Source organism: Corynebacterium nasorum (assembly GCF_022347325.1).
Classification (GTDB): domain Bacteria; phylum Actinomycetota; class Actinomycetes; order Mycobacteriales; family Mycobacteriaceae; genus Corynebacterium; species Corynebacterium kefirresidentii.
This window is the reverse complement of sequence record NZ_JAKRDU010000001.1, coordinates 200,342-220,295: the sequence shown is the minus strand read 5'-3', so window position 1 is coordinate 220,295 and position 19,954 is coordinate 200,342. Positions and strand designations below refer to the sequence as shown.

Here is a 19,954-nt window from a genome sequence, read left to right as displayed (position 1 = left end):
CTAGCCTAGAAAGCCATGAAGAAGCTATGGCCCGATGCACTTCGAGCGTGGGTAGGCCCACCGTGGAGAATTGTCATTCCACTGTTTTTCTGGGTTTCTTCGGTGCCGGCGGCAGAAGGCGCCATTGATAGATCCTCGCCTTTCCAGAAGTTGGTCCTCGTGCTTTATGCAGTCGGTATTCCACTAGCATTGTGGCTACACCCCAAGCTCAAGGAATACGCCATCGGCTTCATGGCAGTAACACTAACGGTGTGTATCTTTACCCCGCTGGCTGCCATGGGTAACGCTCACTTCTTCCCAGTGGCATACTGCGTATTTCTTATAGGCGCACATTCACCCAAGCGCTTACAACGGTTCTGGATAGGGTGGATTGCCTTAGGCACCTTGGCGGCCACTGCAGCGGACCTTTATGGGCGGAGACTCATAGATGGCATCGACTTTGGTCTGGAAGATGCCAGCATCGGCCCTCTGGCTGCTTTCGGCTCAGTCATTGCCATTGCGTGGCCGGTCATGGGATTTTTCTTCTTGCTTGGCACCAATGACCGCAAAAAGCGCGAGGACCAGCAACTGTTGAAAGAACGCGCGGAAATGGCCGGTGCGGTTGAGCGCAACCGCATTGCCCGCGAGATGCATGACATCGTGGCGCATAATTTAGCGGGCGTTATTGCCCTTGCCGACGGCGCCCGGTTCGCCGCCGCCAAAAATCCCGCAGCGGCCACAGAAGCCTTGGAGACCATCGCCTCTACCTCCCGCGATTCCCTCAAACAGATGCGCGGTTTGCTCTCCGTGCTGCGAGATGGTGATTCCCGCGCCGATACCAAGGCACCCGGTGCCAGCGATATCGCAGGACTCATCTCGGAAGCCCGCCGCAGCGGCTTCGATATCACCGTGCACGGGCTGGAGGACCTGCCGACCGAAAGCGACGAACTCTACCAATTCACCGTCTACCGCGTGGTGCAAGAAATTTTGACCAATATGCTCAAGCATTCCCGCGATAAAAGAGGAGTGCTGCGCTTCCGCTCTATTGGAAACGGCCTAGTATTGAGTGCCGAAAATCCGGCCGCACGCATGCCGGATAATCACAAGCCCGGCTACGGACTTATTGGAATGAGCGAGCGTGTCAAGGCCTATGGCGGCAGCGTTGCTACCCGCACCGAGGCCGGACACTTCTTTATTACCGTGGAGGTACCCAATGACTAACCCTGAGCAGCCAACAGGTGCGCCCGCTGGCCCCATCCGTATCGGCCTAGTCGATGATCAGCCCCTCGTGCGCGCCGGGTTCGCCATGCTTCTTGGCTCCCAAGAGGACTTAGAAGTTATCTGGCAAGCATCCGACGGTGATGAGGTGCTCGAGCTTGCCCGCGCGCAGCCGGCGGATATTGTGCTTATGGATGTACAGATGGCCCGCGTCAATGGCATCGCCGCCACAGAAAGGCTGCTGCCGGAATTCCCGGACACCCAGGTCATTATGCTAACCACCTTCGATGACCAGAATTTTGTCCACGGAGCAATTTCCGCTGGGGCCTCCGGTTTTCTGCTGAAAGATGTAGAACCCGAAGAGCTCCTTTCTGCCATTCGCACCGTGTATTCGGGAGAGGCTGTGCTCTCGCCGCGCATTACCGCCCAGGTGCTGCAACAACTGCGCAGCGAGCAGTCTGTAGCACAGCCCGATTCACATGCCACCCCCGTTGCGGCAGCAGCTACCGCCCCTCCGGCCGAAGATCTCACGCCACGCGAGCTGGACGTCCTCAAGCTGATGGCACTGGGGTATTCGAATACCGAAATCGCGGAGTGCGAGTTCGTGTCCATGGCCACGGTCAAGACCCACGTGCGCCATATTCTTACTAAGACCAGCTCGCGCGACCGTGTGCATGCCGTGCTCTACGCCCTAACTCATGGCGTGGTCTCGGTGGAGGAGCTGCTGTCTCATCCCTAGGTATGACCTGCTAAATCACTCCCGAGGATGGTTACTTCGTGCTGGTCAGGCGGCACGATGGAAACCATGCTCAAAGTTTCACACCTTTCTAAGAATTTCCGTTCCTTTAAAGCAGTAGATGACCTCTCCTTTGAGGTCCCAGACGGTCAAGTCACCGGCTTCCTCGGACCGAATGGTTCTGGCAAGTCCACCACCATGCGCATGTGCGTGGGGTTGGAGAATCCGACTTCCGGCACCGCGACTTTTGATGGCACGCCCTTCCGCGGGCTGTCCAATCCTGCTACCACGGTGGGCACCTTGTTGGACGCCACCTGGTTCCACCCGGGCCGCAGCGCCCGTGCTCACCTGGGCTACATGGCCGCGTTGCAGGGCGTGTCCATGAACCACGTGGATGACACCCTGGACCGCGTCGGCCTTACCCAGGTAGCCACCAAGCGCGTGGGCGGCTATTCGCTAGGCATGAAGCAGCGCCTGGGCCTTGCTTGTGCGCTCATCGGCGAGCCGAAGCACTTGCTTCTTGACGAACCCGTCAACGGCCTCGACCCCGAAGGCGTGCACTGGATGCGTGCCCGCATCCGCGAATTCGCCGAGGCCGGCTGCTCCGTGTTGGTTTCCTCCCACCTGCTTTCGGAGATGCAGCTCACCGCAGACCGCCTCGTGGTCATCGGCAAGGGCAAGTTGCTGGGCGAGGGCACCGTGGAGGAGTTTGTCAATGGCACGGGAGGCGCAAGCCTCGAAGTGATTGTGGACCAGCCCGATGCACTCCTGCGGCTGTTGCACGGCACCGATGCGGAGACCTCCTTTGACGGGGAAGTCCTGCGCGTGCGCGGTCTCGAAGGCTCCGACATCGGCCGCATCTGTCTGGATAACCGCATTCTCATCTCCAGCTTGGAACGCAAGCAGCCCTCCCTGGAAGAGGCCTACCTCGGCGCGACAGCCGACCACGTGGCCTACCGCTCTGCATAGTTTTTCACCTGCACAACACGCTCCATCTGCAAAGGATAGATTCACATGAACGCTCTGATTTCTGAATCCCGGAAACTATTTTCGCTCCGCTCTACTTGGATATACCTCGCCGTAGTTTCAGCTGGCATGGCTGCCGGCGCTGTCTTGTTGGCTTGGGCGAATGACTTCAATGGAACGGTCGACGGCAAGTTCGAGGCTGTCGATGTGTCTATTTCCGGTTCACTCGCCATTGTCGTGATGGTGTTTGCTGCCGCCATGATGGTAGGCGGCGACCAAAGTAAAGGAACAGTTTCATGGTCATACCTCTCATCAAATCGCCGCGTAGGTATAGTGCTGAGCCAATTTTTCATCATCACCTTTTCGCTACTGCTCGCGGCCACACTGGGCATGGTGGTAGCCACGCTGTTGATTACTGCCTTCGGAGGTGATTTCAATTTTGACAGCTTTATGCATTGGCCGGATAACAATGGGTTCATCCTTGCCTACGTTGAGTGGACTGTCTTTATCCTGTTAGCTACCAGCTTGGCCTACCTTTTGCGCAGTGGTGCATTCGCAGCGATGATTCTCGTGGCAGAGTATTTCGTCATTGAAACCGCCCTCGATGCCGTTAGCGCTCCTTGGGCTAAGGCTATCCTCCGCGTGCTACCTGATGCCAACGCTTGGGGGCTAGTAATGGGCGCCAACCGCAGTGGTGATGAGCAATCTCGAGCTGTCGCCGCTGTCGTTCTAATCGTGATGATCGTGCTCACCGTTGGTGGGTCCTGTGCGGTGGCGCGTCGTCGCTCTGTTGCGAAATAGGTACTAGGCGTTACTACCCTAGTGGGCATGAGTGATGCACTTTTTGCCCGCATTGAGCCCATCCAAACCATGCGGGATGGCACGGTCAAACAGGTCAACCCGTTCTCGGGAACCGAGGTATGGACCGTGCCAGGCCGCGGCAACCGCCCGCTGTCTGTACCAGTAGCTAACCCGCAGCCACTGCAAGAGGAAGACTTTAGCCATCGCTGCGCCTTTTGCTCTGGGCGCTTGACCGATACCCCGCCGGAAAAGGCACGCATTCTGCCTTCCGGCGGGATTGTGCGTGGATTGCCCTTGCAGGAATACGATCACACAGTGCCGGCCTTTCGGCGCATCCCCAATCTGTTTGAAATCGTCTCTTATGACTATTGGCATGCCAATTACGGCTTTGAGATGGATGCCGAAACCCGCCAGCGCATGGACAACTACCTTAGCGATCCGGCCGGCCGGGAACATGTGCTCAAGATAGTGCGCACGAAGCGCAAAGCAGCGCACTTGCCTGAGACAAGCGAAGAAGAACTGGTGGACCAGGCTGCTGGATTCTTCGCCGGCGGTCACGACGTCATCGTGGCTGGCCGCCATTTTGAGCGCGGCGCACAGGATGATTCGCAGTTGGCATCTTCGGGCACGCTAAGCGCTGAAGAACACCTGCTCTTTATGCAGCTGACTATCGACGCCATGCGGGATCTCTACGAGCGCAACCGCTATGCCCCGTACGTGGTGGCTTTCCAAAACTGGTTGCAGCCAGCCGGTGCTTCCTTCGAGCACCTGCACAAGCAGCTCGTTGCTATTGATGATCGCGGTATGGCTTCTCACCGAGAGGTCCAGATGCTGCGCAGCAATATGAACATGTACAACGAGTGGGCGGTGGATTATGCCGCTAGCCGCAATCTCGTCATAGCGGAAAACGACCATGCTGTCCTCTTCGCCGGCTTCGGACACCGTTATCCCACATTGGAGGTGTACTCCAAGTCCGCAACCTGCGAGCCGTGGCTGCAGTCGGAAGAAGAAATTCGTGCCATGAGCGATCTAGTCCACGCTGCCCACGCCGCAGTAGGCCGCGAGGTGCCCTGCAATGAGGAATGGCACCACAAGCCCGCCGACGTCGATGTTGCCCAACCATGGCGCATTCTTATCAAGTTACGTATTTCTACGCTCGCTGGATTCGAAGGCGGTACCAAGATCTACCTCAACACCATTTCGCCCTGGGACCTGCGCGATAGGGTAGTAGGCCAGCTTTACCCCCTGCGCGAATCCGGACATGTTTCCGGCTCAATACGCGTGGCGACGGAGTGCTCGGTGCAACGCAATAGCCTGCTATATAACCCGCAGCTGCGCTAAACAGACCGCGCTGGGCAAACGGTGGTCGGCTCAGCGCCTGACCAGGAGCGTGAGCTCGCACGAACCCGGCCGCGGTTCTTCAACGGTCATACCTGCGGCGCGCGCGATAGCAGCAACGTCGGCGGCGCTATAGGCATCGGCAGGAGAGAGCGCTAGCTCGCGGGCGAGGAGGCCCTTGTAGTGCTTATTAAAGTGGCTGACTACCTTGCGCGAGCCATCTTCTTGCACGCTTTCTACCCGCACCGTTACCGCGTCTTTCACCCGGCCCAATTGTTGGTACGTACCCGAGCGCAGATCAACAATAAGCTCGTCTACCCCCTCGAGAGTCTGCGTAATCTGCTTGCCCCAGTGCGATTTCATGGTGCGCCCGCTAAGTTTTGTCCCGCCCGAAAGCCGGTAATGGGGGATGGGATCGCTGGCGCGGAGGATGCCAAAAAGGGCGTCGCCAATGGCAAGGCGATCCCATGTGGGGAGGGTGGGAGCGTCTAGGGCATCAAAAAGCACGCCGGTATAACGCAACACGGCCGGCATGGTGGGGGTGGTAAAAAGACCCTGGTTGGACTCGGCTTCACCGCGCAGCTTTTCTGAGAGTTTCAGCACCTTCATTGCCTCATCTACCGAAAGAGACTGCAGCTCAGCTGCAATTTCGCGCCGGGTTTCGTTTAGTCCCGGAAAGGAAAGCTGCGCGAAATCAAGCGCGTGTCCTGTGCCGCCGTGGTCCTTAGTTTCTGAAGGAGGGAGGATAATGAGCATATATACACAGTAGCGGGGTATATTTTTGACCATGATTACCCGCCTTTCTGAACTATTTCTCCGTACCCTTCGTGAGGACCCGGCTGATGCTGAGGTCCCCAGCCACAAGCTGCTCGTGCGCGCCGGCTATGTCCGCCGCGTTGCGCCGGGCGTTTATACCTGGCTGCCGTTGGGCCTGCGCACGCTGCGCAAGATTGAAGACGTAGTCCGTCAGGAAATGGATGCTATTGGCGGTCAGGAAATGCTTTTTCCTGCTTTGTTGCCGCGCGAGCCTTATGAAAAGACCAACCGTTGGGTTGAATACGGCGATAATCTCTTCCGCCTGAAGGACCGCAAGAACGCAGACATGCTACTCGGCCCTACCCACGAGGAGATGTTTGCCAGCGCCGTAAAGGACATGTACTCCTCTTATAAGGATTTTCCGGTTACGCTGTATCAGATTCAGACCAAGTATCGCGATGAGGAACGCCCCCGCGCCGGTGTGCTGCGCGGCCGCGAGTTCACCATGAAGGACTCATACTCCTTCGACATGACCGATGAAGGATTGGATGAGTCCTATGGCCGCCACCGGAAGGCGTATCAAAATATTTTCAACCGTCTAGAGATTGATTACGCCATTTGTAAGGCCACCTCTGGCGCGATGGGTGGTTCTGCCTCGGAGGAGTTCCTCGCCGTCTCTGAAGTCGGTGAAGATACCTTCGTGCGCTCTACTGAAGGCGATTATGCTGCCAACGTGGAAGCCGTAGTTACCCCAGCACCTGCGGAGAAGGACATCGAGGGCCAGCCAGAGGCGCAGGAATACGACACCCCGAATGCAGAGAGCATTGATTCACTCGTTTCCTGGGCAAAGCAAGCAGGCATTACTATCGACGGCCGCGAGGCAACGGCCGCAGATACCCTCAAATGCATGATGGTAAAGCTCTTCCACCCAGCTGCTGAGAGCGAAAAGCGCGAGTCCGAGTTGGCCGCCGTGCTCATCCCGGGCGATCGTGAACTGGATGAAAAGCGCCTCGAGGCTGCACTCGAGCCGGTGGAGTTTGAATTGGCCGGGGACAAGGACTTTGCTGACAATGACTTCCTAGTCAAGGGCTATGTTGGACCGCGCGTATTGAACGCCAATGACATTAAAGTCTTGGCCGATCCGCGCGTGGTCAAGGGTACGGCGTGGATTACCGGCGCTGACGCAAGCGAGCGCCACGTGGTTGGTTGCGTGGCTGGCCGCGATTTCACCGTGGATGAGTTCATTGAGGCTGCAGAGGTTAAAGAAGGCGACCTGGCTCCTAATAACCAAGGCACCTTGACCTTGGAGCGCGGCATTGAGCTCGGTCATATCTTCCAGCTGGGCCGCAAGTACACCGAGGCCTTCGATGTCCAGATTTTGGACGAAAACGGCAAGCGTGCGGTTCCTACCATGGGGTCCTATGGCATTGGTATTACCCGCATGCTGGCCGTCTTGGCCGAGCAGCGCCACGACGACAAGGGCCTCAACTGGCCGGTTGCCGTCGCTCCTTACCAGGTACACGTAGCCGTTGCCAACAAGGATGCAGCAGCCATGGAGGCCGGCGACAAGCTGGTAGAAGAGCTATCTGCCAAGGGGCTCGAGGTGCTCTTCGATGACCGCCCAAAGGTCTCCCCGGGCGTGAAGTTCAAGGATGCAGAGCTCCTTGGCATGCCCTTCGTGGCTATCTTGGGCCGTGCCTTCAAGGACGGCAAGATTGAACTGCGCATCCGCGGGGGAGAGACCCTCGAGGTTCCAGCCGAGGACATCGTGGACAAGATTCTTGAGCTGGTTCGCGGTTAGAAAAGCGCGCAATGATTCGCGTCGGGGTACCGTGGAAGGCATGAATTTCCAAAAGAATGGACTTTCCACGGTGCTTTCCGCCATGGGCGTATTGCACTTTGTGAAGGCGCAAACTTTCGAATCCATCGTTCCGCCGCAGCTGCCCGGCCCCGCACGGTTTTATAACTTTGCTTCTGGTCTCTGGGAGATAGTCACTGGCGCGTTGCTGCGGCGCCGCGCTACCCGTGGGTTCGGCGGTGCTTCTGCGCTTGCGCTCTTTGCCGCTGTATGGCCAGCCAATATGTACCACGCCTGGATTGAGCGCAAGGCAGGATGGCCGAAAAAGATCTACCACATCATCCGTCAGCCGCTGCAGGTGCTGCTTATGATGTATGCCTGGAATATCGCCAAGCACGAGGCTTAAAGGAATTGGCATTGCTGTGCGTTAGCCAGGAAGACGCAGCAGAAAAGCCGGCCCCGTCCTCAACCCCGCGGAAACGCCGCAGGGTGGGGAGGGGCCGGCTTTCTCTTTCGTGCCGGAGCCTAGGACTTAGCCGGCAACTGGGCCGCCGCAGTTAGGCCATGCGCCAGCGCCCTGGGCGGCCAAAACGTTTTCGGCCACGGCAATCTGCTGCTCTCGCGTTGCCTGGTCAGCGGTTGCAGCGTACTGGGTGCCGCCATTGGCAGCCCAGGTTTGCGCGTTGAACTGCAGGCCACCCTGGTAACCGTTTCCGGTATTGATATGCCAGTCACCGCCGGACTCGCAGGCAGCAACCTGATCCCAAGCGCTAGCCGGTGCGGCAGTAGCGGCAGGGGCGGCAAGGCCAGCAAGGCCCAGTACGGCGGCGGATACAGTCAAAATGGTCTTCTTAGAACGCATTGAGAGGAAACTCCTTCTCTTTGTATCTTTTAGGCTCGCGGTATCTCCTGCAAGCTCATGGTGCACCAACCTACGCACGCTTGTAGAGCAGAAGCAATGCATAGCGTCGTAGAGCTCGCTACATTTTCACTGTCCGGCGTTCAGGGGATTGACAGACAGGCGTCGCGTTCTAGCGCATGCCGTGGGATTCGGCCGCGATGCCGATAAGCCAGGTGATCCAGTCTTGATCTGGTGATTCTTCTTGCGCCGCCTGCGCAGCGGCGGCGGACCATTTCCGGCCGTCCTGTTCGGCGAGGCCGCCTAAAAAGTTCAGCGCAGATGCGGAATCATGGGGAAGTTCTTGGTCGCCGGAAGAATAAGCCGGCTCGGGTTGCGGCACGGTGCCATACCGGCCTAAGGCCTCCTGCAGGGCATCGATGCGGCGGTGGTGGACCTCTAGGCGGTGGTCCACGTTGCCCTCGTGCTCTGCGCCGACGTAGGCCCGGGCGAAATCCAGCGCATAAACCTGCTCATACTCCCAGGCAAGGAGATCGGCAGCACTTTTTTGCTCTGGTTGGGAAAGCTCTGGGATAGCGGGAGCATCGCCTGGCAGCCAAGCATTGAGCGCGATGGCTTGCTCGGTCACCAGGGTGCGCGATTCAACGGTGACTTCATCGGCTGCCGCTGTCGTAGCAGAGGCGGCATTTTCCATAACCTCGGAAGAATCCGCGGCGCGGTTAGCTTTAGTGGGGCGCTCTACCTCACACGAGCGTGGGGGATTGTCGGCATCGTCGGTACCGCAGAGGCGCGTAATTTCGGCATAGAGGGCATCCGCCTGGGAACTGCGGATTCCTGCGGCGTGGTCGTCGACGCCGTTTAAAGCAAGGGCGTCGGTTGCGGCGGCGTCGGCAAGCGCGAGCAGCCTATTTTCCGGCCGGGGGCCGAAATAGTCGACGACGGAATCAACTGCCTGGCACCCGGTTAAGGCGGGCAGGGTGGCGGTTGTGGCTACGAGAATCAAAGCTATACGTCGGCGGTTCACGCAAAAGACTGTACCCGGTAGCACGTAGGCTAGTGGGCATGGCTTTCCCAGATGCACAACAATTGACCGAACTCTTGCAGCCAAAGCTAGCTGAGCGGGGATTGGATGTAGAAGACATTAAGACCACCAAGGCGGGGAAGAAATCCCAGGTGGTTATCCGTATTGATGGTGATAAGCGCCCTAGCTCGGACGTGCTGGAGGAAGTATCTAATGAGATTTCTGCTTTCTTTGACGCCAAGGAAGAAGCAGGCGAGCTCAATTTTGGTGCCGGCTACACCCTGGAGGTTTCCACCCCCGGAGTGGATTTGCCGTTGACCGCCCCACGCCACTGGCGCCGCAATCGGGGGCGCAAGGTTTCCTTCGACCTTGGCGATGGCAAGTCTCAGACAGCTCGCATTGGCGCGCTTAACGACGCCGCCGATGCCGTAATCCTCATCACGGCAAATAAAAAGGACGCGCAGACGCGCGCAGAGCGATTGGAAAACATTGCCCGGGCAGTGGTAGAAATTGAATTTGCGCAGCCGTCCGAACAGGAAATAGAGGCAGTGCACAAGACGTTTGAAGAAGCCGAGAATTAACCGGCAACCGAGAGGAATGACAAGTGAATATTGATCTGCAGGCACTTCGCACCATCGAATCCGAACGCAACGTCCCGGTAAAGGACTTGCTGGAAGCGATTGCGGGTGCCTTGTTGTATTCCTACCTGGATTACCGCGAGTCTAATGCTGGCGGCAAGGTAGAAGGTGCCAAGTCCCGCGTCGATATCGATACCACCACTGGTGCCGTCAGCGTCATCGTCTCGGAGCGCGACCCGGAAACTGGGGAAGTAACCACCGAATACGATGACACCCCAGAGAACTTTGGCCGCGTAGGCGCACAGGCCGTGCGCGAGGCCATCTTGCGCAAGCTGCGCGAGGCGGAGGCAGAGCGCACCTATGATTCCTACTCGGGGCTTACCGGCCGCGTGATCAGTGGCATCGTCCAGCGCGATGCCCGCGCTAATGCCCGCGGCATCGTCGTGGTCCAGTTGGGCTCTGAGCTGGAATCCCAGGACGGCATTCTACTGCCTGCCGAGCAGATTCCCGGTGAAAAGCTGGAGCACGGTGACCGCATTAAGGCCTACGTTGTCGGCGTGAATCGCAATGGTGCCCAGGTGCAGATCAACCTCTCGCGTACCCACCCTGAATTGGTGCGTGGCCTTTTCGAGTTGGAAGTTCCAGAGGTTGCCGATGAGACCGTAGAAATGATTGCCATCGCCCGCGAGGCGGGGCACCGCTCCAAGGTGGCGGTTGTGGGCCACGCGAAGGGCCTGAACGCGAAGGGCGCTTGCATCGGGCCACGCGGCCAGCGCGTCAACAACATCATGCGTCAGCTCGGCGGTGAGAAGATTGACATCATTGACTTCAGTGAGGACCCCACGGTCTATGTGGGCAATGCGCTAGCCCCCTCAAAGGTGGTTAAGGTCACCGTCGTGGACAACGAAGCACAGGTCGCCCGTGTGGTAGTGCCGGATTACCAGCTCTCCCTGGCCATTGGTAAAGAGGGGCAAAATGCTCGACTAGCTGCTCGTTTGACCGGTTGGAAGATTGATATCCACTCGGACGCTGACGCTAATTAAGGATCTGCGCGGTTGTAGCGTAGTCTAGTAAACGGCCCAGTTGCAGAATGGGGCATAGTGGCGACGCGAAAAGTAAGGAGTTGAATGTCTGAGAGGCTAAGACTCCGGACCTGCATCGCTACTCGCCGCCGCCTGCCAGATACGGACTTGCTACGAGTGGTTATCGACCGAGATGATCCGCATGGCCGCCGTCTGGTAGCAGATCCCCACCGCCGGCTTCCCGGTCGTGGGGCGTGGATTAGCCCCACCCTTTCTGCACTCGAGCTGGCGGAGCGCAAACGTGCTTTCAAGCGCGCGCTTCGCACGTCCGCACCCGTGGACACAGGTCAGGTACGTCAATACTTGGAAGCGCAGAGCGGACAAGTAGCTAAGGCGGAAGACACCGCGTTAGATTCGTACAAACCAGAGTTACAAAGGAAGACCGAACACTGATGAGCGCACAACGATGAAGCATCAGCGATGAACGTCCAACAAACCTAACTAGGGGTCAGGCCAGTTTCCGTGGCCTTGGCTCCTAGTCGATACCAAGAGGAGACAAGTGCCCGGAAAGCTACGTGTTCACGAGCTAGCAAAGCAGCTCGGAGTAACCAGCAAGGAACTGCTCGCCACCCTGAAAGAACAGGGTGAGTTTGTAAAGACTGCTTCTTCCACCATCGAACCGCCGGTGGTTAAGAAGATGCGAGCTCATTATGAAGCACAGTCCGGTGGCGATGAGTCCGCCGAGAAGAAGCAAGACAAAAAGCCTGCCAAGGGCGCTGCTAAGAGCACTGCCAAGGCAAGTGCTCCTAAGCCAGGGGCGCAGTCCGCTGCGGCCAAGCCCGGGGCAAAGGCTGCCGCACCGAAGCCGGGGGCCAAGCCTGCCGCACCAAAGCCAGGTCAGGGCGCTCCTAAGCCCGGCGCACAGCCGGCTGCACCGAAGCCCGGGGCAAAGGCTGCCGCACCGAAGCCGGGCGCACAGGCTCCGAAGCCGGGGGCCAAGCCTGCCGCACCAAAGCCCGGCCAGGGCGCGCCTAAGCCCGGCCAGGCTGGTGGCAAGAAGACGGGCGAGCGCCCGACCCCAGGCAATTCCATGCCTCGCCCGATGCCGAAGCCAGGCGGTACCCGCCGCGTAGCCAATAACCCGTTCTCCACGGGCGGCGGCGATAGCCGGCCGGGCCCACGTCCAGGCGGCTCTAAGGGCCCGCGTGGCGGCAATAAGCCAGATAACCGCGGCAAGCGCGGCGGTCAAAACGAGGGCGGAAATAGCCGCCAGGGTGGCAATAGCCAGGGTGGCGGCGGTCGTCGTCCATCCCCAGCGATGATGCCTTCCCATCCGAACCCTGCATCGATGCCGTCTAAGGCACCGAGCGGTGGTGGACGCGGTGGCCGTGGCCGTGGTGGTCACGGAGGACCAGGCGGCGGTCGGCCAGGTAGCGGCCGTCCAGGCGGTTTCCGTGGCGGCGGACGCGGCGGACGTCGCGGTGGCACCGCAGGTGCATTTGGCCGTCCAGGTGGCGCTCCACGCAAGGGCAAGAAGTCTAAGCGTCAGAAGCGCCATGAGTACGAAGAGCAGCAGAAGCATGTCGTAGGCGGCGTGCGCTTGCCAGATGGCAAGGGCAAGACCGTCCGCCTGCGTCGCGGCGCTTCCCTTTCGGACTTCGCTGAGAAGATCGGTGCGGATCCAGCAGCACTGGTGCAGGCGCTGTTTAACCTTGGCGAAATGGTGACGGCAACCGCTTCTGTATCGGAAGATACGCTGCAGCTGCTCGGCTCCGAGATCAACTACAACGTCGAGGTCGTCTCCCCTGAGGATGAGGACCGCGAGCTCCTCGAGTCCTTCGACCTGCAGTTCGGTGAGGACGAAGGCGGCGAGGAAGCGCTGGAGAATCGTCCTCCAGTCGTCTCCGTCATGGGTCACGTTGACCACGGTAAGACCCGCCTGTTGGACGCCATCCGCAAGACCAACGAGGGCGCCCGCGAGGAAGGCGGCATCACCCAGGGCATTGGTGCATACCAGACCACGGTAGACGTGGACGGCGAACGCACCATTACCTTCCTGGATACCCCGGGTCACGAGGCCTTTACCGCCATGCGTGCCCGTGGTGCTAAGTCCACCGACTTGGCTATCCTCGTGGTTGCTGCCGATGACGGCGTCATGCCACAGACCGTAGAGGCCATCAACCACGCCAAGGCTGCGGATATTCCGGTAGTCGTGGCAGTCAACAAGGTGGATAAGCCGGAAGCTCAGCCGGATAAGATCCGTGGCCAGCTCACCGAATACGGCTTGGTTCCGGAGGAATACGGTGGCGACACCATGTTCGTGGACATCTCCGCGAAGCAGGGTAAGAACATCGATCAGCTGCTCGAGTCCGTCATCCTGACCGCGGATGCGGCCTTGGAGCTGACCGCTAACCCAGATATGGACGCACAGGGTGTGGCAATTGAGGCACACCTCGACCGCGGCCGTGGTCCGGTTGCTACCGTCATTGTCCAGCGCGGTACCTTGCACGTGGGCGATTCCATCGTCGTGGGCGATGCACACGGCCGTGTGCGCCGCATGCTCGATGAATTCGGCGGCGACGTCGAAGAGGCCGGTCCATCCCGCCCGGTTCAGGTCCAAGGCCTGTCTGGTGTGCCTGGCGCTGGCGATAACCTGCTCGTGGTGGAAGACGACCGCGTTGCCCGCCAGATTGCCAATCAGCGTGACGCCCGCAAGCGCTCTGCCCTGCAGGCCAAGCAGCGCAAGCGCGTCTCCCTGGAGGATCTGGACAAGGTATTGCAGGAGACTTCGGCCCTCAACCTCATCCTCAAGGGCGACAATGCCGGTTCCGTCGAGGCACTGGAAGACGCCCTGCTGGACATCAAGACCGAGGACGAAGTCGAGCTCAACATCATCGACCGTGGTGTGGGCGCTGTGACCGAGACCAACGTCTCCCTGGCTGCGGCTTCCGACGCCGTTATCATTGCCTTCAACACTCGTGCGGAAGGCAAGGCGACGGAGATGGCCACCCAAGAGGGCGTGGATATTCGTTACTACACGATCATCTACAAGGCCATCGAAGAGGTCGAGGCTGCGCTTAAGGGCATGCTCAAGCCGATTTACGAGGAACGCGACACCGGTGCGGCCGAGATCCGTGCCCTGTTTAAGTCCTCCGCAGTGGGTACCATCGCCGGCTGCATGGTCACCGAGGGCAAGGTTGTCCGCAACGGCAAGGTTCGCTTGCTGCGCGATAACAACGTCATCACTGCCGACGCCAAGATTGAGTCCCTGCGTCACGAGAAGGACGACGCAACCGAGATCAAGGCCGGCTATGAGTGCGGTATGGTGCTCTCTTACCCGGATATCCAGGTAGGCGACATCATCCAGGCCTACGAAGAGGTCGAGGTTCCGCGCGACTAAATGACGCCGCCGCAAGGCCCACTTCTACACTCACCGTCTCTCCACTGAATGTGCTTCCAGCACACAGGTGGGGAGGATTGGGGAGAGTGGAAGTGGGCCTTTTGCTTTAGCAGCTTGTTTATAGCGATGATTTTGCATGGCCCACTTCGTACCTGTGCAAGCGGTACGGGTTTTCATTGTCCGGTATTGCGCACTAAACTGGTGGGTTCTATACCGGTTGGCGGTAATTTTAAAGATGGATTCTTTTTGAGCTGGGAGGTTCACATGGTTGATCACGCACGCGCAGCGCGTATGGCCAAGCGCATTCAGGAAATCGTGGCAAGCGCCATCGAACGCCAGATTAAGGATCGCCGCCTTGAGCTGGTGACCATCACGGATACTCGAGTCACAGGCGACCTGCACGATGCCACCGTTTTTTATACCGTGCGCGGAAAAGACATTGACTCCGAGCCGGATTTCCAGCAAGCAGAAGAAGCTCTCAAGCGCGCTAAGGGGCAGCTGCGCAAGATTGTAGGAGATCAACTCTCCGTGCGCTTTACCCCGACGCTGACCTTCGAGGTCGATACCGTCCCAGAAGCTTCAGCTCATATGGAAGAACTATTAGCTCGTGCCCGTGCCCGCGACGAGGAGTTGGCGAAGCTGAAGGAAAACGCCCAGCCCGCAGGGGACGCAAACCCATATAAGACCTCCGATGAAGACGAGGCTTAAGTGACTAAAAAGCAATACCAGCCGGCCGTTGCTGCCCTGCAGGATGCCCACAGCATCTGCATTGTCACGCATCTGCGGCCGGACGCCGATGCTATCGGTTCTGCTGCGGCGTTGCTGCTCGCGTTGCGGCAACAGGGCAAAGACGTGTGCGCCGTCGTGGGCCAAGATCGGGAAATCTCCCGGAACTTATACACCATTCCCGGTGCCGAGGACGTCATCGTCAGCCGCGAACTGCCCGAAGGCTACGACCTTTATGTCACCGTTGATTGTGGTTCCTTGGACCGGACGGGATTTTTTGCAGACCACATTGAGCAGCTAGCCCAGCAGGGCCGGGTTCTGTGCATTGACCACCATTCTTCTAATCCAGGATTCGGTGCCATCAATGTGGTGGATACCGAATGTGAATCCACCACCGTGGTCTTGCTGAGCATTTTGGATTCTCTAGAAATTCAAGTTGACCGCCATATCGCGCACTGCCTTTATGCTGGTTTGATGACTGATACCGGCAGCTTCCGCTGGGGTAGGCCGGCAATGCATGATATTGCCACCCGCCTTATGCATTACGATCTCGATACCAAGCAGATCGCCGCTGACCTCTTGGATTCCATCACACCGGACGATCTACAGATGATTGGTAGGGTACTGGCTGGTCTACGTATTGAGGAAGCAGGGGAGCACACCCTAGGCATCCTTGTCGCGCGAAGGGATGATATCCACGGCCACTCAGATTCGGCCGTGGAGTCACTGGTGGAATTCGTCCGTGCGCTAGAAGGAACCACCATAGGCGTGGTGTTTAAAGAGCAGGCTCCGGAGGTATGGGCGGTATCCTTGCGTTCCTCTCGGATTGATTGCTCCTCCGTTGCGCTTAACTTTGGCGGCGGCGGGCATGTTCCAGCCGCAGGGTATACCGCTCACGGAGCTCCAGAAGAAATCATTAAGGAATTGGTGGCCGCTATTCAATGAGTACAGGGCAGACGGATGGATTGAACACCCAGGATCGCTCCACCGCCGGCACAGTAACCGCACGCGAGGTCTTTGGCCTCGCGTTTCCTGCGCTTGGCGTGCTAGCGGCGATGCCGCTCTATCTTCTGTTGGATACTGCGGTGGTCGGCCGCCTTGGCGCGCAAGAGCTAGCTTCTCTGGCCGCAGCGACCACGATTCACTCCGTGGTGACTACGCAGTTGACATTTTTGTCCTACGGCACGACCGCTCGCTCTGCTCGCCTCTTTGGCTCCGGAAAACGCGAGGCTGCGGTTGCTGAGGGCGTACAAGCTACCTATGTGGCCTTGGGAGTAGGCGGGCTTCTCGCGGTTATCATGTGGATTTTCGGCGGCGTATTTGCTCGTGCTTTAACTGGTGATCCCGCCACGGCTGCCGGAACGGCGTTGTGGCTGCGCATCGCGGCACTTGCCATTCCCGTTACATTGGTGGAAATGGCTGGCAACGGGTGGATGCGCGGAGTCCAAGATACAAAGAAACCGCTGTATTTCACCTTGGCTGGCATGATTCCCGGCGCGATTGCAGTGCCCATCTTTGTCCATTTCTGGGGGCTGGCCGGCTCCGCTATAGCCACGGTACTGGGCATGAGCATTATTGCTGCGCTATTTGTCCGCGAATTACACAAGGAACATACCGGCTCTTGGCACATTCAATGGCATGTAATACGGGAGCAGTTGATTTTGGGCCGCGATCTTATTCTGCGCTCGGCTAGCTTCCAGGTGGCCTTCCTCACCGCCACGGCCGTGGTCTCCCGGGTGGGTACCGCTTCTCTGGCCGGTCACCAGATCATGATGCAGTTGTGGAACTTTATGTCCCTCATCTTGGATTCTTTGGCCATTGCCGCACAATCTTTGACGGGAGCGGCCCTAGGCGCTGGCTCTGCTAAGCATGCACGCGGTGTAGGCAGCAAGGTCGTGTTGTACTCTACGATTTTTTCGGGACTGCTGGCCGCTGTTTTCGCTGCCGGCGCGGGAATTATTCCACGCATCTTTACCTCCGCTCCGGAGGTACTCGATGCCATTGGCCAGCCGTGGTGGATCTTGGTAGCCATGGTCATTGGCGGTGGCGTAGTCTTCGCGCTCGATGGCGTACTGCTTGGCGCCGGCGATGCAGCCTTCTTGCGCACACTGACTATTTCTTCGGTTCTGGTGGGATTTTTGCCAGGCGTCATCTTGGCGCATTTTATGGGCACAGGGTTGACTGGCGTGTGGTGCGGCCTTGCTGCATTCATTGCTTTCCGTATGGTGGGCGTGGTCTACCGGTTCCGATCCATGAAATGGGCCGTAGTACAAGAGAACTAGCTGCGCTAAAGTGGGCGTATTGATATTCGCGGGTGATGCACGTCTCCGTGCAGTGCGCAGTTGTTTGGAAGGCAGGTAGAACCTATGCCAACAGTGTGGGCGGTTTCTGACCTGCATGGTGCGGTAAGCGCCAATAGTGAGCGCATTGCTCAGCTCACGCCGCCAGATCCCGCGGATTGGCTCATCGTGGCTGGAGATGTAGCAGAGCGCACCGATCTCATCATTCGTATTCTGCGCCAGCTCAAAGACCGCTATGCCAGAGTCATCTGGGTGCCTGGCAATCATGAACTTTTCTCGCGCTCACAAGAGCAATATCAAGGCCGAGACAAATACACGCACCTGGTAGATAGGTGTAGGGAAATCGGAGTTATCACTCCCGAAGACCCGTATCCGGTATTCCACGGGACTACTATCGTGCCGCTTTTTACGTTGTATGACTATAGCTTCCGTCCACATGGTCTTAGCGTGGACCAAGCTATTGCAGCGGCACGTGCAAAGCAACTGATGATGACGGATGAGTTCGCCATTGCCCCCTTTGTAGACATTCGGGCGTGGTGCTGGGATAGATTGGCCTATTCCATTAAACGTCTTTCCCGCGTGAATGGTCCTACGGTGCTGGTCAACCATTGGCCGTTGGTGCAAGAGCCGACGATGCTGTTGCGCTTTCCCGAGATTGCCTTATGGTGCGGAACGCGGCATACACGGTCGTGGCCGCGCCGCTATAACGCCGAATCCGTAATCTATGGACACTTGCACATGCCCTCCCGCATCAATGTGGACGGCGTGGACCACATAGAGACATCGTTGGGGTATCCCCGAGAGTGGCAGGGCCGCGAGACCGCCCAGGCGTGGCCCTATCCGGTACTGCGTTTCCTTGAGGAGGAGGGGACACCATGATGTATCCAGAGCTATTTCCTGACAGTGCGCGATATTGCTATGTGCGCACGGATTCGAGCTACGCGGATTTGGCCAATTTTGAACAGCTCGCGGCCGAAGAAAAGTCACTCGTTTCCCAGGCAGTTGATGTACGCAAGGCGGAGTTCGGCGATGCGAGGTGGTGCGCGCACCGAGCCTTACAAGAATTGGGGGCTAACCCGACGACGCCGATTTTGCGCGGCGAGCGGGGCATGCCGCTATGGCCAGAAGGCTTTATCGGGTCGATGACGCATACTGAGGGAATGCGGGCCGCGGTGGTTGCTCCGACCTCCGCCCTAAAATCTGTGGGCTTGGACGCAGAACCCGCCGAGCCGCTGCCGGATCATGTTCTTGCCATGATTGCCCGAGCCGGGGAGATGCCGCAGCTCTTGCGGCTAAGTAAGGCGGGGATTAACTGCCCAGACCGATTGCTCTTTTGCGCCAAGGAAGCCACGTATAAATCGTGGTTTCCCATGACCTTCCGCTGGCTCGACTTTGATCAAGCTGAAATTGATCTGCGCGAGGATGGCACGCTCATTTCCTATATTTTGGCCCGGCCCACTCCGGTGCCGTTTATCACTGGGCGCTGGGTGATTCGAGATGGCTACGTCATCGTGTCCACATCGGTTCCGGCCCTAGACTTTAGCCATTAAAGGGTAGAGGGCCGTGCGACAAACACGGTGGCTAGGCGCTTGCCCTTTTCCTTGATGAGCGCGACCGCCTGACCATTGGGAGCCACGGCAGCATGCACGCCTTTAAGCCCGCGGGGTTCGAGCCATTTGCCCATAGCTAGAGCCGCCGCCTCATCCGCGGTGACGGATAGAACCGGGAAGCAGCGAGCCAAGGCTTCGTCCAAGCTCAAGGAAAGGCGCGGGGAATCGGCAAGGTCGTCGAGCGAGAGGGCGTCGGCAAGCGTAAAAGGGCCCACCTTTGTGCGGCGCAAAGCAGTAAGGTGCCCGCCTACCTGAAGGGCCTCGCCCAAATCACGGGCCAGGGAGCGGATATAGGTGCCAGAGGAGCAATCTACCGTGACATCTAGGTCGATATAGTCGCCCTCGCGGCGCTGTGCGAGAACGTCGAATGTATCCACCGTTACCGGACGCGCGGGAATGTCTACCTCGTGGCCCTCGCGTACGAGCTCATGGGCGCGGCGGCCATTAATCTTAATGGCTGATACGGCCGCGGGCTTTTGCATGATATCGCCAGTGAGCTTGGTAATTTCAGCGTCAACTGCAGGGCGGTCAACGCCTGCAGCGCTAGCGCCCCAGGAGTATTCCCCCTCGGCGTCATCGGTGGTGGTGGCGGCGCCGAGCCGGATGGTGGCGTCGTAGGATTTAGTGGAGGCAACCATGTGGGCCAAGAATTTGGTGCCCCGCTCCAGGCCAAGGACAAGCACGCCGGTGGCCATGGGATCCAAGGTGCCGGCATGGCCCACCTTTTTGGTGTGAAAATACCTGCGTAGGCGGCCGACAACATCGTGGGAGGTCATACCGGCGGGTTTGTCTACGATGACGAGGCCGGAGTTTGCGAGCACATCAGTCATAGCCTCTAAGTCTATG

20 protein-coding genes are annotated in these 19,954 nt (G+C 58.6%); 16 read left to right on the top strand and 4 right to left on the bottom strand.

Annotated elements, in window-relative coordinates; all coding sequences use genetic code 11:
• Positions 1–15: 15 nt before the first annotated feature.
• The 5 genes from MHK05_RS01055 to MHK05_RS01035 all read left to right on the top strand — a co-directional run bounded on the left by MHK05_RS01055 (position 16) and on the right by MHK05_RS01035 (position 5,041).
• On the top strand, positions 16–1,200 hold the full coding sequence (locus MHK05_RS01055) for a sensor histidine kinase (RefSeq protein ID WP_239204227.1): 1,185 nt from the start codon (positions 16–18) through the stop codon (positions 1,198–1,200).
• Positions 1,193–1,936 (top strand): response regulator, encoded by a 744-nt coding sequence (locus MHK05_RS01050; RefSeq protein ID WP_239204225.1) that lies wholly within the window; start codon positions 1,193–1,195, stop codon positions 1,934–1,936. Before MHK05_RS01055 ends, MHK05_RS01050 begins: the two co-directional genes overlap by 8 nt.
• A 66-nt stretch (positions 1,937–2,002) precedes the next feature.
• Positions 2,003–2,902 carry an ABC transporter ATP-binding protein gene (locus MHK05_RS01045; RefSeq protein WP_034655868.1) on the top strand — a complete coding sequence of 300 codons (900 nt, stop codon included), beginning with the start codon at positions 2,003–2,005 and terminating at the stop codon, positions 2,900–2,902.
• Positions 2,903–2,947: 45 nt separating this feature from the next.
• Positions 2,948–3,700, top strand: coding sequence for an ABC transporter permease (locus tag MHK05_RS01040; RefSeq protein ID WP_023021324.1), 753 nt, complete (start codon positions 2,948–2,950; stop codon positions 3,698–3,700).
• Positions 3,701–3,727: 27 nt separating this feature from the next.
• Positions 3,728–5,041, top strand: coding sequence for a DUF4921 family protein (locus MHK05_RS01035; protein ID WP_239204223.1), 1,314 nt, complete (start codon positions 3,728–3,730; stop codon positions 5,039–5,041).
• Between the two features lie 30 nt (positions 5,042–5,071).
• Here MHK05_RS01035 and yaaA read toward each other — a convergent pair whose 3' ends face one another.
• Positions 5,072–5,794 carry a peroxide stress protein YaaA gene (gene yaaA / locus MHK05_RS01030; RefSeq protein ID WP_239204221.1) on the bottom strand — a complete coding sequence of 241 codons (723 nt, stop codon included), beginning with the start codon at positions 5,792–5,794 and terminating at the stop codon, positions 5,072–5,074.
• A 31-nt stretch (positions 5,795–5,825) separates the two neighbouring features.
• Between yaaA and MHK05_RS01025 the strand changes: the two genes are divergently transcribed.
• Complete coding sequence (locus MHK05_RS01025; RefSeq protein WP_239204219.1) at positions 5,826–7,595, top strand: proline--tRNA ligase; 1,770 nt, start codon at positions 5,826–5,828, stop codon at positions 7,593–7,595.
• A gap of 40 nt (positions 7,596–7,635) precedes the next feature.
• Positions 7,636–7,998, top strand: coding sequence for a DoxX family protein (locus MHK05_RS01020; protein ID WP_034655866.1), 363 nt, complete (start codon positions 7,636–7,638; stop codon positions 7,996–7,998).
• A gap of 126 nt (positions 7,999–8,124) precedes the next feature.
• Here the strand turns inward: MHK05_RS01020 and MHK05_RS01015 are convergent, their stop codons facing one another.
• Entirely contained in the window at positions 8,125–8,454 is a 330-nt protein-coding gene (locus MHK05_RS01015; RefSeq protein ID WP_239204217.1) for a transglycosylase family protein, read from the bottom strand.
• 169 nt (positions 8,455–8,623) lie between these two features.
• Positions 8,624–9,475 carry a DUF4439 domain-containing protein gene (locus tag MHK05_RS01010; protein WP_239204215.1) on the bottom strand — a complete coding sequence of 284 codons (852 nt, stop codon included), beginning with the start codon at positions 9,473–9,475 and terminating at the stop codon, positions 8,624–8,626.
• Positions 9,476–9,513: 38 nt separating this feature from the next.
• Between MHK05_RS01010 and rimP the strand changes: the two genes are divergently transcribed.
• The 9 genes from rimP to MHK05_RS00965 all read left to right on the top strand — a co-directional run bounded on the left by rimP (position 9,514) and on the right by MHK05_RS00965 (position 19,048).
• Positions 9,514–10,053 carry a ribosome maturation factor RimP gene (gene rimP / locus MHK05_RS01005; protein ID WP_239204213.1) on the top strand — a complete coding sequence of 180 codons (540 nt, stop codon included), beginning with the start codon at positions 9,514–9,516 and terminating at the stop codon, positions 10,051–10,053.
• A gap of 23 nt (positions 10,054–10,076) precedes the next feature.
• Positions 10,077–11,093: a transcription termination factor NusA gene (gene nusA, locus MHK05_RS01000; protein ID WP_239204211.1), complete on the top strand. Its 1,017-nt coding sequence runs from the start codon at positions 10,077–10,079 to the stop codon at positions 11,091–11,093.
• 84 nt (positions 11,094–11,177) lie between these two features.
• Complete coding sequence (locus MHK05_RS00995) at positions 11,178–11,525, top strand: YlxR family protein (protein ID WP_239204209.1); 348 nt, start codon at positions 11,178–11,180, stop codon at positions 11,523–11,525.
• A 106-nt stretch (positions 11,526–11,631) separates the two neighbouring features.
• A complete protein-coding gene (gene infB, locus MHK05_RS00990) occupies positions 11,632–14,472 on the top strand; it encodes a translation initiation factor IF-2 (RefSeq protein ID WP_239204207.1) in 2,841 nt (946 codons plus the stop codon).
• Between the two features lie 264 nt (positions 14,473–14,736).
• A complete protein-coding gene (gene rbfA / locus MHK05_RS00985; protein ID WP_023021335.1) occupies positions 14,737–15,180 on the top strand; it encodes a 30S ribosome-binding factor RbfA in 444 nt (147 codons plus the stop codon).
• Positions 15,181–16,143 carry a DHH family phosphoesterase gene (locus MHK05_RS00980; protein ID WP_239204205.1) on the top strand — a complete coding sequence of 321 codons (963 nt, stop codon included), beginning with the start codon at positions 15,181–15,183 and terminating at the stop codon, positions 16,141–16,143.
• The gene (locus MHK05_RS00975; RefSeq protein ID WP_023021337.1) at positions 16,140–17,480 is read left to right on the top strand and encodes an MATE family efflux transporter; all 1,341 of its coding nucleotides are present in this window, start codon (positions 16,140–16,142) and stop codon (positions 17,478–17,480) included. Before MHK05_RS00980 ends, MHK05_RS00975 begins: the two co-directional genes overlap by 4 nt.
• An 84-nt stretch (positions 17,481–17,564) precedes the next feature.
• Positions 17,565–18,377: a metallophosphoesterase family protein gene (locus MHK05_RS00970; protein WP_239204203.1), complete on the top strand. Its 813-nt coding sequence runs from the start codon at positions 17,565–17,567 to the stop codon at positions 18,375–18,377.
• Positions 18,374–19,048, top strand: coding sequence for a 4'-phosphopantetheinyl transferase family protein (locus MHK05_RS00965; RefSeq protein ID WP_239204201.1), 675 nt, complete (start codon positions 18,374–18,376; stop codon positions 19,046–19,048). The genes MHK05_RS00970 and MHK05_RS00965 overlap by 4 nt, the downstream gene beginning before the upstream one ends.
• On the opposite strand, the gene truB is transcribed toward MHK05_RS00965, so the two are convergent.
• A complete protein-coding gene (truB, locus tag MHK05_RS00960; RefSeq protein WP_239204199.1) occupies positions 19,045–19,938 on the bottom strand; it encodes a tRNA pseudouridine(55) synthase TruB in 894 nt (297 codons plus the stop codon). The two genes, MHK05_RS00965 and truB, sit on opposite strands and share 4 nt — an antisense overlap.
• Positions 19,939–19,954 lie beyond the last annotated feature (16 nt).